Raw genomic sequence first — 13403 nt, forward strand, 5'->3', positions numbered from 1 at the left:
TCGGAGTTCGGAGTTATGATTTTTTTAACCAGACAATGAGGGTTTGATACTTCTGATTTGAGTTAGTTTTCTGCAAATTTCCTTATATCGAACTCAGGTTAATCGATTTCATAATTGGAACTTGAAGGGAGAAATAGGAAAAAACCCTATTTTTCCCTTTAACTTATTTTTCACGAAGACAGAAACGGATATTCGCTTTAGGGGTATTTCCTTTGACTAAAATTGTATGTTTTTGTTGCATTTTTGGATAATAAAACCATTGGGAACTCATGGGTTGATGATCGGAGTCTACCTGATGAGGGGTGATAACATTTCCTTGATGACTGACAGCAACTTCTAGATAATCATTCGCTTCAATGGTTAATTCATCTTCTTGATTAACCCAGAGAACAAATTTATATTCATTGTGTATTCTCCCCTGATATACCGCACAAAAATCATTGTTAGGTAGGTATAAACTGAAACGTGATACAGCTTGACCAGGTGCAGTTATTAGAAAGAAACTAGCTAGAGAAGAAAGAGCAAAAAATGATTTAAAAATGGTCATGAGAATAGCTCAAATTAGTGAGGAATAAGTTATTATGAACAAGCTTGTTTTCTCAAGACGCAGAAAAAATAAAGATGTTGCCAATCAGTTTAAAAAAAATTTAATGGGAACAAAATATTTATTTGAAAAGACATTATCTAGCAATCGGGTTTAAGTTGTATAGCTAGGGACATAATGCTGTTATGTCCTAATAACTATTCAATTTTCACATCTGATTACTAATTGCTATACTAAAGGTTATATAACCCCAATCATCAGGAGAAAGGACAATTACTGCTGATCCCAATAAACTCAAAAAAATGATCGAACGAGTTCTCGCCGATGGCCGTCTATCTCGTCAAGAAGATGAAGACATTAAAGCGGCGATCGCTGCTGATAACAAAGTAACAGAGGAAGAAATGAAATTATATCGAGAATTACAACAAATGGTGTTTAAAGGAGAGCTTAAAATGGAGAATTAAAATAGAGAAAGGGTTGATGCTACTCCCAAAAACCTACCTAATATTGCCTAAAACTACTCATATTAGTAGCAAAAGTTCATAAATAGGTAGTTTTTTATGTTTAAAACCCTAATATGATACAATTAAACTCAACAGTTTTGGTCATTATCTCAAAAATGCCATGTTGTTAGGCTTTAAAACCCAACTTAAATTAAATCAAACCCAACGTCAACAACTGGCTCGTCATGCAGGTGTCGCTCGTCATGCTTATAATTGGGGAAATGATTTGTGTCTGGCTATTTTAGACAATAATAAAAGTTGTTCAGACTCTGAAAAAATCAAATTTCCTACAGCGATTGATTTACACAAATGGTTAAACAAATTAGTTAAGCCCGATAATCAATGGTATTATGAGGTCTCTAAGTGCGCTCCACAATTTGCCCTGAGACATTTAGCAGTTGCTTGGCGTGATTGCTTCAGCAAAAAGAAGAAAAGACCAAAATTCAAGAAGAAAGGACGACATGATAGCTTTACTTTAGATGGAACTATACGCATTCTATCTTCTCATTTAATCCAAGTTCCCGTCATCGGAAAATTGAAAACTTATGAGAGATTACCGACTATTCATCAACCGAAAAATATTACCATCAGCAGAGAAGCTGACCGTTGGTTTATTTCCTTTAGAATAGAGGTAGAGTCCATAGCTACCGACAAAGAAGTAGATGTAGTAGGGATAGATTTGGGAGTAAAAACCTTAGCAACCCTATCTACAGGGGAAGTTTTTGAAGGAGCATACTCTTATAAAAAACTATCAGCTAAATTAGCTAAACTTCAAAGAGAATTAAGCAGAAAAAGCTTCGGTTCGTCTAACTACCAAAAAGCTAAATTAAAAGTTCAGAAACTGCATAGAAGAATTGCTAATCTTAGAAAAGATACATTACATAAATTGACATCACACTTAAGCAAAAACCACGCAGTCAATGTGATAGAAGATTTGAATGTATCAGGAATGATGGCTAATCATAAATTGGCGAAAGCCATAGCAGATATGGGGTTTTATGAGTTCAGAAGACAGTTAGAATACAAAAGTAAATTATATGGGTCAAAACTGGTGATAGTAGATAGGTTTTATCCTTCTTCTAAAACTTGTTCTAACTGTGGGGAGAAAAAAGACTCGTTACTATTATCTGAAAGAGTATTTTGTTGTGAAAAATGCCATTATCAAATAGATAGGGATTTAAACGCAGCAAAAAACTTAGAAAAACTAGTGCAGCTTGGCGAAAGTAATCCACCAGATTTTTACAGAAACTTTCGTGACTAGCCACGACAATGTGTTTCAATAAAACTAACGGAAGAATCTCGAAGTTGATGTCCATGATAAAAGCATTGCCAATTAACCTCTCCAACCTACAGAAAACAGTACTCCAACAAATAGTGAGAGGGACAACAAACCCCTATCGCCTTGTTAGACGAGCCAAGCTAATCTTAGCCGCAGCATCAGGAGAGAGCAATAGTTCGATTAGTCGAAGATTAGAATTAGACCGAGTACAAGTGCGTCAGTGGCGATCGCGATGGTTTGAGGAGAGAGAAAAACTGAGTGCCGCCGAAGAACAACAGGTAACGGAGAAAGCATTAATGGTCTTGATCAAAGGAATTTTAAGCGATCGCCCAAGACCTGGAACAACAAAATCCTTTACGGTCGAACAAGTAGTCCAGATTGTAGAGATCGCTTGTGAAGAATGTGAAAAATCAGACAGACCAGTGAGCCATTGGACACCTTCAGAGTTGGCGGATGAAGCCATAAAAAGAGGAATTGTCGAAAAGATTGCCCCCCGTAGTGTGGGGCGTTTTTTAAAAAGAAGCGACATTACAACCACATCTCGTTCGTTACTGGTTAAATGCCAAAATTGATGATCCCTTAAAATTTAAAAAGCAAGTCAAATATATCTGTGAACTTCATCAAGAAGCTAAAACTTTGTTAGAACAAGGAATTCATTTAATTAGTACAGATGAAATGACAGGGATTCAAGCTCTTGAGAGATTATTTCCGAACAAAAGAATCAAGCCTAAACAAGTAGAAAAAATCGAATTTGAATATGAAAGACACGGAACTTTAAGCTTGATTGCGAACTGGGATGTGGCAAGAGGAAAAGTTGTTAGTCCCTCTATTGGACCGACAAGAACAGAACAAGATTTTTCTGAACATATCCAGAGAACGATTAAGATTGATGAAAAAGCAGAATGGATTTTTATTGTAGATCAACTCAACACTCATAAATCGGAAAGCTTAGTCAAATTAGTAGCAGAAAGCTGTGGAATTACTATTGATTTGGGGAGAAAAGGAAAGGAGGGGATTTTGCAATCTATGGACAGCAGAGCAGATTTTTTATCAGATGAATCTCATCGAATTCGCTTTGTTTATATTCCCAAACATACATCGTGGCTTAATCAAATTGAGTGTTGGTTTTCGATCTTAGTCAGGCGTTTACTCAAAAGAATTACTGTCCGTTCAACTGAAGAACTATCCCAAAAAATTCTCAATTTTATTGATTACTTTAATCAACATTTTGCTAAGCCGTTCGTTTGGAAATTTAAGGGCTTTAAAGATCATAAGTGACTGGTGGATTATTTTTGCTAAGCTGCACTAGCTTCTATATTTTTATTTAATAAAGACGGATATATTCAGCGTTGTGGTATTGATGGCGTTGATCAAAATAATAATCTAATTAATAGTAAAAACTGGTTAGCTAATAAAAAATATCTACCAGGAGAAAGCTTTTCAGGAAAAGCAGTGCCTTCTCCAGATGCAGAGTCAACTTACGGTGAACCCCATTACTCTAATCAAATAATGGAAGAATATAAAGATATTATTGATGTACAATTTTATCTAAAGAAATTAGGGCAATTTAAAAATGGAATTTCAGTGCCGTTAAATGGAGTAAATGGAACTTTTGGGACCATAGAAGTTTTTAATAAAATAGATAATAATATATTGATCGATTTTGATAATGATGATGTCTATATTCTCATGCTTATTGGTACAATTATATCTGGAATAATTGAGAACTTTAGAACAAGAAATAAACTACGTATTTACAATGAAATGACTGAAATGTTGATTAAGTTAGAATCAGAGAAAAATAATTTTATGATTCAAAATGTTTATCAATTTGTTGTGGATAATCTTGTAGATAGTACAACGCCTTATAAAGTTGCTATTATAAGGATTGTTAATGATGATAAGGAACTTGAAATTGCGGAAAAAGCAAAATCTGAAGATATATCCTGGAAATATAGAACAAAAGATTCTGTTAAAATGGGAGATAATATTGGTGCTGAAGTTTTTCAGGAAAATGAACCTTTAAATATTCAAAATATCGGGGAAAAACTTGATATGTTTTTTCATAAAAAGTGAATTAAGAAAAATAAGTTACAGTCTTTTACTTGTCTCCCTTTATCTTTAGGAGACGAACCAGTCGGGACTCTCTCTGTTTATGTTGGATATAAACATAAGTTTTATAATAGTGAAATTTATTTTAAAAAAACGTAGCATTGTTAACTGCGGGTATTTTCGCTATAGATCGTTATAAGAATCAGCTTAAACAGACTCAATCTAAACTTGAACATGAAAGACGAAAATTTACCAGTATTTCTCGTGCTTTGGGATTTGATTCTGTTATGAAAAATTTTTTACATAAATATAAAAATGAACTGATTGAATTTGGTTACGACTTACATCAACTTTCTGATGAAAGTCAAAAGAGTAATCAGCAAAAAAGGAGAATTATTCAAAATAGAAAAAATTGGATTGACAGTCGAGTGCAAGAAATGAAAGAGGTTTTTCAAGTAACTCACGATAACTTAGGTCCTATTGATGTTAATGAAGTCATTAGAGCGGTCGTTCAATTATTTTCATCGACTAGAAACAGAATTAAAATCGAAGAACAATACGATTTAACCATTCCTTTGATAGAAATAGATGGAAATAGAATTAAAGATGTAATTTATAACTTAATTGATAATGCTGTAGAAGCTATTAATGAAAAAAACAAAAAAGATAAATCTATTAATATCACAACAAATATTGTTACAATTGATGAGATACAATACATTCAAGTTATTATTGAAGATAATGGTATTGAGATTCCTAATGAACTCAAAGAAACAGTATTTGAACAAGGTTATACAAGTCATCCAGAGTCAGGAGGTACGGGGATTGGTTTATTTGTTTCTCGTGAAATCATTAGTGACTATGGAGGAAAACTCAGCTTCACGTCTCAGGTAGGTAAAGGGACAACTTTTTATATGTGCTTACCCCTTAAAAGATATCAAATTTAGGATTTATGTTGTACAATTATCACAAGGATTTCGACTGCAGACGTTAACAAAATACAAAACATTCCTTAACATACTGTAAAACGTCGTACTGAGTTAGTCAAATCACCCTGTTTTAGGAGAAGTTTCAATGATTTCAAGTATTGCCAATCGTACTCACAATTTGAATCCTTTTATGATAGACGAAGTAGTTGTCATGGAAGACAGTACAGTGATGAAAAACACCATTCAAGAAGTAATTGATCGTATTGGTTGGCAAACTAGGTTTGTTGACAACAGAACTGAAGCACTTAAGCTAGTAAAAAACGGAGAAGCTGCTTATTTTATTTTAGATAATTGGATTAATCACAATAAGCAAGAAGGGTTTGATACACTGGAAGTAATTAGAGAATGGGATAAACAGGCTTTTGTAACCATTCTAACTGGGCATCCAGACCCAAGAAATGAGACGATAGCAAAAAGGCTTAAGGCTGATTTATACAAGGAAAAATCAGTAGATCCGTATAACTGTCGGAAGGATATTGAAGAAGTAGCATCTGCTATGTTGGAGCATAAGAAGAAGATATTGAATAATAGAATTGGGATAATTGATGAACAAATATCTCAATTAGATATATTAAAGTCAGATATTAATTTAATTGCTTACAACATCAAAAGACAAGATCAGCAATGGTTGGAAAACTATAAAAATCAATATGTTGTGTTTGTTGATGGTGAATTGGTTGATAGCGATGGAAATAAGTCGGAAATACTCAAGCGAATAAGAATTGAATACCCTGATAAACCAAGATTTTTAAAAAAAGTTGAGGAAGTAGAAGAAAAAACTATTGATTTACCAAGTTCTTTATGGTTTGACGAGCTTGATATTAATTTTTAACTAGCAATGATCAGCCACTTCACCATCACCCCTTAACTTCTTCATTAAATTTGATAATCGTCTAAATGGTAATAATTCATGATAACCTCGAAATATCAAAATCTATATCCCAATTGTGTATTTATGAAATTGCAGGGGGAGATTATTACTGAGAATAGAACAGAAACTGAACTATCAGCATCAACTGAGAAGATAAAATTAAAACCAACGATTCTTTTTGGACAACAATATCTTAAAATTGGCAAAACTATTGTTCTTTTTGGGATCAAGAGTGCTGAATTGCGCTTAGATTGTAATAATTCAATTTTATTGTTAGAAACATTAGGTCTAACCCCCTCTTTTAGTCAAATTTTAGAAATTGAAATAGTAAAAGAAAAGGGAACAAATCAAGAATTGGGTGGGTTAATTGGTTTTAAAACAGGAATTGACGGGAAAATAACAAAAAATTATAAATCATCGAAAAAACAGAAACAAGAAATTTGTCAAGTTTACGCTAAAGGAGCAACACCAGACAAAACCATTGAAGTAAGTCCTTGTTGGGTGTTTCAGGTGAAAAGTAAACAACCCACATTACTAGGACTTCTCAAGAAAAAACAACTAGGAATATTCAGAATAAATGCTAAACCTTGTAGAATTGAAGCCACTTTTAACTTAAAATATAAAAGTGATATTCATATTTTTGAGTTAAGAGCTAATGAGAACAATATTAACTTAAGTAGCCAAAGAGTTATGGAAATTGTTACTCAAAAGTCGATTTACGAAAGAAACACTGGATCACTAAGCTTTGCGGAGGTGTCTTATGAATGAAGAAGAGTATTTAATTATTGAAGATCAAGAATATGAACAAACTATTAAAGCTATTCTTGAAGCCAATACTGATGATTTTTTTGCAGCTGCGCAAATTGGTAAACTTGATATTAAGAGAGATTTAGCAGGATCTAATTTAAGTCAAATTAGCTTGAAAGGCGGTGATCTTAAAGGGGCTGACTTAAGAAAAGCTGACTTTACAGGAACAGATTTAAGCTATGCTGACTTAAGTTATGCTGACTTAAGCGAGGCCAATCTTAGTCATGCTGACTTAAGTTATGCTAACTTAGGGAATAGTGTATTAACTAATGCCAATGTAGAAAATGCTATCTTTAGATATAACCAAGGGTTATCTTTAGCAATGCAGAATTATCTATTAAGTCAAGGAGCTTATATTCAACCTCAAGTTAAAGAGAATACTTCCAGGGATGAACAGTCATCATTTAATCAAGAAGAACAAAAAGAATACAAAAATAGATATTTGGCATTTATTGGTAATAAATTAGTCAAAGAAGGTTACAATAAACATGATCTATTACAATCAATATATCAGACTGAAGAATATCGAAATCAACAGATTCGTATTGAAGAAGTCTCAGGCAAGGAGGTAAATTTACCAACTGGAATGTCTCTTGAATATTATGAAGCTGAATTTTTAACTCAAAAAAAATCGATGTACAGTCATGAACAACAAGAAGCTAAATTAAATCAAAACTCAAAAACCTATATAGAAATATGTAATCCATCAAATGCTTCTTTAACAAAAAAAATTAATGCTTTTATTAATACTGATGCAGTTATGACTTGTGTTCCCGAGGCTGCACTGAATTCTCTCCGAGCTTTAACTTATAGTAAGATTACATTGAAAGATTTTCAAGGACGAAATTTATCTCTGAAAACGTACTATATCAATATCAAAATCAATGATTATCTATTTGAAGACATAGAAGTAATAGCTATTCCTAAAGAGGATGCTATTATCGGCCAAGATATTCTTAAAAACTGTGAATTTATCATAGATTCGACTAATAACAGTTGGAGAATTAAGAAAAGTGAGAGCCAAGAGAAAAATAAAAAATAGTTACTTTCAAGAGGGGGTAGTTTACTCAGCCGTTAAACTATGGTATTGTCAGGAAATTTATGAGTTCTTTTGCTATATGATAAACCACAGGAATAGGAACAGAATTTCCAAACTTTTTTTTGGCAATACTATTTTTATGATGGAATTCAAACCAATCTGGAAAACCTTGTAATTTACAGCAATGTTGAGCCATTATGGGCTTAAATTTTTGAGGTTTATAAATCTTTTGGATAAATTTCTTTTTATACTCTTCAGGGTTGTCATAATTAATAGAAACCGTTGCAAAAAAGTCAATAAAAGTAAATCTGGTTTGCTTAAAAATTAATTCTAATGGTTTAGAATGGTTAAATAATTCTAGTTGTTTATTCTGAACTTGACTCATCGTTGCTTGATTTATCTTCCTTATCGTCTCATCAATCAATTTTTCCAGATAATTCAATTATACTAAAAACATAGAACAACAATCCCGAGAACTTGATAAAGAGAAGAATAACCCAAACCAAGTTATCAGGATTGTTATTTCAAAATTACTGTCAGACCAAAAAAGCCTAATTTTCAGCAGTTGCTAACTCGGTACTTCCTGTGCTGCGACGACGGGTTAAGGTATTAAAGAGCATAATTCCAATAGCTTTAACTAAGTTACCTTCTAACTCCATAAACATTTTCATGTTCATACCAAAAGCAGCATTAGCTTCGTCAACTATTTTTTCTGCTGTTGCCTGATCAATTGGCATTTCATTTAGTGATTTACGGTACTTATCTTTAAAGGCTTTTTCATCAGGGATATCTTCAAACTCATAGAAAGTTGTGCCATTTTCTCCTAAATTCATCGCCCGTTGTGCAATTTTTTTGAGAATTTGCCCGCCAGATAAATCCCCTAAATAACGGGTATAGGAATGTGCAGCTAATAACTCAGGTTGAGTTTCAGCAACCTCATGAATACGTGCTATGTAAGCTTGTGCTGCTTCTGAAGGGGCTACTTCATCGCGCCAGTTAGCTCCATAATAAAAACTTAAATCTTTTTCTAAACACTGTTTACGATTTAACTCGGGAAAGTAAATTTTAGAAACTAATTCGTGATGAGATAATCTCTCCATTTCCTCTTCCATCGCACTGTATACGAAATAGAGATTAGCCACCAATGTTCGATAGGAATTTTTCTCAACAACTCCTTTTAAAAAACATTTGACAAAACCAACATTTTCCGCCATTGTATGGGACTTTTTTGTACCTTCACGTAACATGGTTGCTAAATTAACGCTCATCCTATCTTTTCCTGTTATTTTTGAGTGAACACTAGACCGGTGGCTTCATGGCAAAAGCTTAAAATCCCGCCTAGTTGTGTAGCATATCCTAATTTAAAGGGATTTTTTATTAAGAATTTTTACAACAAATGGGGTTTAATTATTAAAAAATGTAAATGAATTTAGACCCCGCAGTTAACGGCGCGGTCTTATTAAAAAAAGGGGCTGTTGGCCCCTTTGGTTCATAGAAATAATCTGAGACAATTTATATTCTTTTGCCCCTTATACTTCGGGGGTGAGACGAGCATAGAAAATACCACGAATCTTGACATCAACAGGTTCTTTCGCCCCTAAATCTGTATCAGAGGGCTGTTCACTTTCAAATACTCCAGATATTTCTCCTGTTTCCTTATCTACTTTGGTCACTTGAAGAGAAATAGATCCTTTACCAATGGGAGTTTGTTTCACATTAGCATAGTCTTCCTTATCAGCAGTAGCAGGTAAAGCAACGGCGTTATCATAACCAGTAGCTAACCCACGACCTTTCGGATCGAGGAAAGTTGCACCACGATAGGAGGGGACTCGGAAATCACCCACAAAGTCAATGGATGTATTAATAGAATTGAACCCGGGTTCGGTTTTACCCACTAAGTTTTTGATGGTGAAGAAGAAAGGAACTTGTTCTCCTCCAGGAAGTTGAACTGTCACTGGTTGGAAGTCAATACCACCTTTTTCTTTGAAGGTAACAACTCCTTCTTCATCAACGGTAATGTTGCCGCTAATTTGTTCTAAGCTAGTGGTATAACGGGTTAATAACTTACCAGGAACATATTCTGCTTCTTGACGTTTGTTAACCGGTTCTTCCTTGACAAAATACTCTTGGGGTTGCAAGCACAGATCGTCAACGAAATAGGTTTGACCGGGTTCAATAGCAAGAGAACCCCGTGTAAACTCAGAAATTTGCGGACAGTTGTTGGCAATTCCGGTGTTTAAAATTTCGTCGTAGGTTAGGTCTTGGGGGTTAGCTGTACTATCGGGTCCGTCGCTACAAGCGGTGATTAACCCTAAACATAGGGCAAAAAAAGCAATCAGTAATGCACGAAATCTCATAATCATCCTCGTTTTGTTAATTTCAAATTCAAATGTCTTGTCCCTCTGGCCATCACTCATAACAGGCTATTGCTTGCCATCTAGTGGACGAGTTAGGCAATCACATCGGGATCTACTCTACCAAAATTCGTCCCCCACATCTCTTTTAAGTTTGCAATTCTTTTGAGGCGAAAATCTTTTATGATTGGTATGGCGAGGGAAAAGAGCAAAAAAAGAATGGAACAAACCAACTTATCAGCAACAACCGATCCGTCCCTTAATCCTAAACATGGTTCTTTTCCAGCGTCTCTAGAAGAGATTGTTATTAGGGTCAATATTGCTTCAACTCAGTGTGACGACGATCCCCAACGGTTAGTTGAGTTACTGCGAACCCTGGAGGCGTTACATAGAGATATTCGGGTTAATTTATTAGAACCTTCCTTACCCAATAGTCGCAACGATTTGTATGAGTTATTACGGGATATTGACGAGACAGGAGGATGGCCTTACATCGAACGGATGAAACTTCAGGCTTTTTTAAAACATTTATCTTCAGATATTGAGATAAACAATGATGCTTAATAAATAATTAGCAAAACATTTGCATTAAGTTAATTTCTAACTTTGAATTTTTGTATTTATGAACCCTAATACTTGGTATTCTCCCAACGATATTCAAACTATTTTCGATCGCATTGCCCCGGTTTACGATCAACTTAATAGCTGGTTAAGCTTTGGGCAGCATCGTATCTGGAAGCAAATGACCGTAAACTGGAGTGAACCTAAGGAGGGTTATATTGGCTTGGATATCTGTTGTGGTAGTGGTGATATAAGCCAACTATTAGCCCGTAAAGTGGGTAAAACAGGGAAGGTTATCGGTTTAGATTTTTCTCAAGAATTATTGGCGATCGCGGCCCAACGAGCCTATGACAAGTATCCTACGTTACCGTTAGAATGGATACAAGGGGATGCCCTAAATTTACCCTTTGAGGATAATACTTTTGATTGTGCCACTATGGGCTATGGGTTACGAAATGTCACGGATATCTCTCGTTCTTTACAAGAAATACACCGTGTTTTGAAACCATCGGCTAAAGTTGCTATTCTGGACTTCCATCGTCCTTCCCAACCTTGGCAGGAGGGGTTCCAAAAATGGTATCTTGATAATTTAGTGGTTCCTCTTGCAGAATATTATGGGCTAAAGGACGAATATGCCTATATTATGCCTAGTTTAGAGAGATTTCCTATCGGAACAGAACAAGTAAAATTAGCTCAGGAAGTGGGGTTTAATTCTGTTATTCATTATCCCATTGCTGGAGGATTTATGGGGGTTTTGGTTGGCAGTAAAACAGTGAGCAGTGAACAGTGAACAGTGAACAGTAAATTTAATTTTAGTGTCTAGCTCATTGATAACTGATAACTGGTAACTGATAACTGATAACTGGTAACTCTTAAAAATGAGTTGAAATAATTGATTTTTGATCATGACTTTGTTAGACATTTCTTCTATTGATTTATCTCTAATTTCTACTATTATTATTCCGCCGATTGCGGGGTCTATTATTGGTTATTTTACCAATGATATTGCTATTAATATGTTATTTCGCCCTTACAAAGCGATTTATATTGGTAAGCGTCGTTTACCGTTTACACCTGGTTTAATTCCTCGTAACCAAGAACGATTAGCTCAGAAGGTTTCTGATACAATTATGGGGTCATTATTAACCCCTGATGAATTACAAAAATTAGCCAAACGTTTATTAAAAACGGAAAGGGTAAAAGGAGCTATTTTATGGCTTTTAAACCTAGCTATTAAACAGGTGAAGTTAGATAAACAGCAAAAAACAGCTAAAATTTTATCAGGAATTTTAGAGGATTTATTTAGCGAATCTTTACCCCGACTTTTAAGAACTTTAGCCCGTAGACAGGATTTTTTAGAAAGTCAAATTAATCAAATTTTTGACCAAATTCTTTTAGATTTTAAACTCAATAATGCTCAAGCTAGACAGTTCGCTGATTGGTTATTGGAAGGGGTTTTACCTCCTGATACTATAAGACAAACACTGGTGGATTTTTTAACGGAAAGAAATATTCAAGTTATTGATGAAGGTATTAGGGAAAAAACCAGTGGAACTTATTGGGTTGTTGCTAATTTATTCGGGGTTCGCAATACGTTATTACGGTTAAGAAGTTTTTGTTTGGAAGACAAAGAAATGGCGAATACTCGCTTGAAAGAACTGTTATTATCTTTAGAGGTTCGCAGTCGTTTACGAGAGTGGTTACAGAGTCTTGCCTTACAGAATTTACCTGTTTCTACTGTTAGACAACTTCGCAAAACTACCCGTGAAACCGTACAACTTTATATTCAACAAAGTGGGGCAAAATTTGTTCAAGATTTTGGGAAAACTGTTGATTGGGAAAAACTATCTGTTTTAATTATTAATAGACTACAGGATTCTTCTGCGATCGCCTCTTCTTTGGAAACTATTAGTGAAGAATTAGCTTTAATTTTAGAAAGATATTTAGAGGAAGATTTAGAAAAAATTGTTGCTCAAGCAATTCCTATTTTATCTATTGATCAAGTTATTATTGATCGGGTTAATGCCACTACTCCCCAAAATTTAGAAATGGCAGTCCAAGGTATTGTTAAAAGTGAATTACAAGCCATTGTTAATTTAGGGGGAATTTTAGGGTTTTTAGTGGGAACTTTTCAAACTGTATTATTGTTACTAAGATAGTCTTAATTAAAAGATAAAGTCGGCTTCTGTTAGTGTCAATTCGTTATTAAGATTAATAACAAAGTCTTGATTTTTTCGGAAAATTATAGGAGTTATTCATTGATTGTCATTGCGAGGGGAGTGAATTACTACTATATCCTGATTTGTCCTCATTATCCCCCCGAAGCAATCTATAACACAACTGAACAGAAAAATAGAGATTGCTTCGGAGGCAGAATTAAGTCTTAAACCAAGCTTCAATAAAA

16 protein-coding genes are annotated in these 13403 nt (G+C 34.4%); 12 read left to right on the forward strand and 4 right to left on the reverse strand.

Annotated elements, in window-relative coordinates:
• Nucleotides 1–163: 163 nt before the first annotated feature.
• Nucleotides 164–547 carry a hypothetical protein gene (locus tag CWATDRAFT_RS08830; RefSeq protein ID WP_007304844.1) on the reverse strand — a complete coding sequence of 128 codons (384 nt, stop codon included), beginning with the start codon at nucleotides 545–547 and terminating at the stop codon, nucleotides 164–166.
• Between the two features lie 299 nt (nucleotides 548–846).
• Between CWATDRAFT_RS08830 and CWATDRAFT_RS08835 the strand changes: the two genes are divergently transcribed.
• The 9 genes from CWATDRAFT_RS08835 to CWATDRAFT_RS08875 all read left to right on the forward strand — a co-directional run bounded on the left by CWATDRAFT_RS08835 (nucleotide 847) and on the right by CWATDRAFT_RS08875 (nucleotide 8087).
• Nucleotides 847–1008 (forward strand): hypothetical protein, encoded by a 162-nt coding sequence (locus CWATDRAFT_RS08835; RefSeq protein ID WP_232287049.1) that lies wholly within the window; start codon nucleotides 847–849, stop codon nucleotides 1006–1008.
• Between the two features lie 160 nt (nucleotides 1009–1168).
• Nucleotides 1169–2308, forward strand: coding sequence for an RNA-guided endonuclease InsQ/TnpB family protein (locus CWATDRAFT_RS08840; RefSeq protein WP_007304678.1), 1140 nt, complete (start codon nucleotides 1169–1171; stop codon nucleotides 2306–2308).
• Nucleotides 2309–2316: 8 nt separating this feature from the next.
• Complete coding sequence (locus tag CWATDRAFT_RS08845; protein ID WP_007304679.1) at nucleotides 2317–2898, forward strand: helix-turn-helix domain-containing protein; 582 nt, start codon at nucleotides 2317–2319, stop codon at nucleotides 2896–2898.
• Between the two features lie 64 nt (nucleotides 2899–2962).
• Nucleotides 2963–3604, forward strand: a complete 642-nt coding sequence (locus tag CWATDRAFT_RS08850; protein WP_007303151.1) for a transposase — start codon at nucleotides 2963–2965, stop codon at nucleotides 3602–3604.
• Nucleotides 3605–3778: 174 nt separating this feature from the next.
• Nucleotides 3779–4402, forward strand: coding sequence for a GAF domain-containing protein (locus CWATDRAFT_RS08855; RefSeq protein WP_007304680.1), 624 nt, complete (start codon nucleotides 3779–3781; stop codon nucleotides 4400–4402).
• A 137-nt stretch (nucleotides 4403–4539) separates the two neighbouring features.
• A complete protein-coding gene (locus CWATDRAFT_RS08860; RefSeq protein ID WP_007304681.1) occupies nucleotides 4540–5325 on the forward strand; it encodes an ATP-binding protein in 786 nt (261 codons plus the stop codon).
• Between the two features lie 127 nt (nucleotides 5326–5452).
• A complete protein-coding gene (locus CWATDRAFT_RS08865; RefSeq protein ID WP_007304682.1) occupies nucleotides 5453–6199 on the forward strand; it encodes a response regulator in 747 nt (248 codons plus the stop codon).
• Nucleotides 6200–6322: 123 nt separating this feature from the next.
• Nucleotides 6323–7006, forward strand: a complete 684-nt coding sequence (locus CWATDRAFT_RS08870; RefSeq protein ID WP_232287050.1) for a hypothetical protein — start codon at nucleotides 6323–6325, stop codon at nucleotides 7004–7006.
• A complete protein-coding gene (locus CWATDRAFT_RS08875) occupies nucleotides 6999–8087 on the forward strand; it encodes a pentapeptide repeat-containing protein (RefSeq protein ID WP_007304684.1) in 1089 nt (362 codons plus the stop codon). Before CWATDRAFT_RS08870 ends, CWATDRAFT_RS08875 begins: the two co-directional genes overlap by 8 nt.
• Before the next feature lie 37 nt (nucleotides 8088–8124).
• Here CWATDRAFT_RS08875 and CWATDRAFT_RS08880 read toward each other — a convergent pair whose 3' ends face one another.
• From CWATDRAFT_RS08880 to psbO, 3 genes are all read right to left on the reverse strand, one after another.
• Nucleotides 8125–8508 (reverse strand): DNA cytosine methyltransferase, encoded by a 384-nt coding sequence (locus CWATDRAFT_RS08880; RefSeq protein ID WP_232287051.1) that lies wholly within the window; start codon nucleotides 8506–8508, stop codon nucleotides 8125–8127.
• Between the two features lie 127 nt (nucleotides 8509–8635).
• Complete coding sequence (locus tag CWATDRAFT_RS08885; RefSeq protein ID WP_007304842.1) at nucleotides 8636–9352, reverse strand: biliverdin-producing heme oxygenase; 717 nt, start codon at nucleotides 9350–9352, stop codon at nucleotides 8636–8638.
• Between the two features lie 261 nt (nucleotides 9353–9613).
• Entirely contained in the window at nucleotides 9614–10441 is an 828-nt protein-coding gene (psbO, locus tag CWATDRAFT_RS08890) for a photosystem II manganese-stabilizing polypeptide (RefSeq protein ID WP_007304841.1), read from the reverse strand.
• Between the two features lie 216 nt (nucleotides 10442–10657).
• Here psbO and CWATDRAFT_RS08895 point away from each other — a divergent pair, with 216 nt between their 5' ends.
• The 3 genes from CWATDRAFT_RS08895 to CWATDRAFT_RS08905 all read left to right on the forward strand — a co-directional run bounded on the left by CWATDRAFT_RS08895 (nucleotide 10658) and on the right by CWATDRAFT_RS08905 (nucleotide 13158).
• On the forward strand, nucleotides 10658–11002 hold the full coding sequence (locus CWATDRAFT_RS08895) for a hypothetical protein (protein ID WP_231585960.1): 345 nt from the start codon (nucleotides 10658–10660) through the stop codon (nucleotides 11000–11002).
• Between the two features lie 58 nt (nucleotides 11003–11060).
• Nucleotides 11061–11789 carry a bifunctional demethylmenaquinone methyltransferase/2-methoxy-6-polyprenyl-1,4-benzoquinol methylase UbiE gene (gene ubiE / locus CWATDRAFT_RS08900; protein ID WP_007304686.1) on the forward strand — a complete coding sequence of 243 codons (729 nt, stop codon included), beginning with the start codon at nucleotides 11061–11063 and terminating at the stop codon, nucleotides 11787–11789.
• A gap of 115 nt (nucleotides 11790–11904) precedes the next feature.
• Entirely contained in the window at nucleotides 11905–13158 is a 1254-nt protein-coding gene (locus CWATDRAFT_RS08905) for a DUF445 domain-containing protein (RefSeq protein ID WP_007304687.1), read from the forward strand.
• Nucleotides 13159–13403 lie beyond the last annotated feature (245 nt).

The organism is Crocosphaera watsonii WH 8501 (genome assembly GCF_000167195.1).
Classification (GTDB): domain Bacteria; phylum Cyanobacteriota; class Cyanobacteriia; order Cyanobacteriales; family Microcystaceae; genus Crocosphaera; species Crocosphaera watsonii.

What these genes read in the sequence shown, in the direction of transcription:
- ubiE (WP_007304686.1), top strand. Translation starts at nt 11,061, where the DNA reads ATGAACCCTAATACTTGGTATTCTCCCAACGATATTCAAACTATTTTC.
- CWATDRAFT_RS08845 (WP_007304679.1), top strand. Translation starts at nt 2,317, where the DNA reads ATGTGTTTCAATAAAACTAACGGAAGAATCTCGAAGTTGATGTCCATG.
- CWATDRAFT_RS08865 (WP_007304682.1), top strand. Translation starts at nt 5,453, where the DNA reads ATGATTTCAAGTATTGCCAATCGTACTCACAATTTGAATCCTTTTATG.
- CWATDRAFT_RS08840 (WP_007304678.1), top strand. Translation starts at nt 1,169, where the DNA reads ATGTTGTTAGGCTTTAAAACCCAACTTAAATTAAATCAAACCCAACGT.
- CWATDRAFT_RS08870 (WP_232287050.1), top strand. Translation starts at nt 6,323, where the DNA reads ATGAAATTGCAGGGGGAGATTATTACTGAGAATAGAACAGAAACTGAA.
- CWATDRAFT_RS08875 (WP_007304684.1), top strand. Translation starts at nt 6,999, where the DNA reads ATGAATGAAGAAGAGTATTTAATTATTGAAGATCAAGAATATGAACAA.
- CWATDRAFT_RS08885 (WP_007304842.1), bottom strand. Translation starts at nt 9,352, where the DNA reads ATGAGCGTTAATTTAGCAACCATGTTACGTGAAGGTACAAAAAAGTCC.
- psbO (WP_007304841.1), bottom strand. Translation starts at nt 10,441, where the DNA reads ATGAGATTTCGTGCATTACTGATTGCTTTTTTTGCCCTATGTTTAGGG.
- CWATDRAFT_RS08830 (WP_007304844.1), bottom strand. Translation starts at nt 547, where the DNA reads ATGACCATTTTTAAATCATTTTTTGCTCTTTCTTCTCTAGCTAGTTTC.
- CWATDRAFT_RS08835 (WP_232287049.1), top strand. Translation starts at nt 847, where the DNA reads ATGATCGAACGAGTTCTCGCCGATGGCCGTCTATCTCGTCAAGAAGAT.
- CWATDRAFT_RS08895 (WP_231585960.1), top strand. Translation starts at nt 10,658, where the DNA reads ATGGAACAAACCAACTTATCAGCAACAACCGATCCGTCCCTTAATCCT.
- CWATDRAFT_RS08905 (WP_007304687.1), top strand. Translation starts at nt 11,905, where the DNA reads ATGACTTTGTTAGACATTTCTTCTATTGATTTATCTCTAATTTCTACT.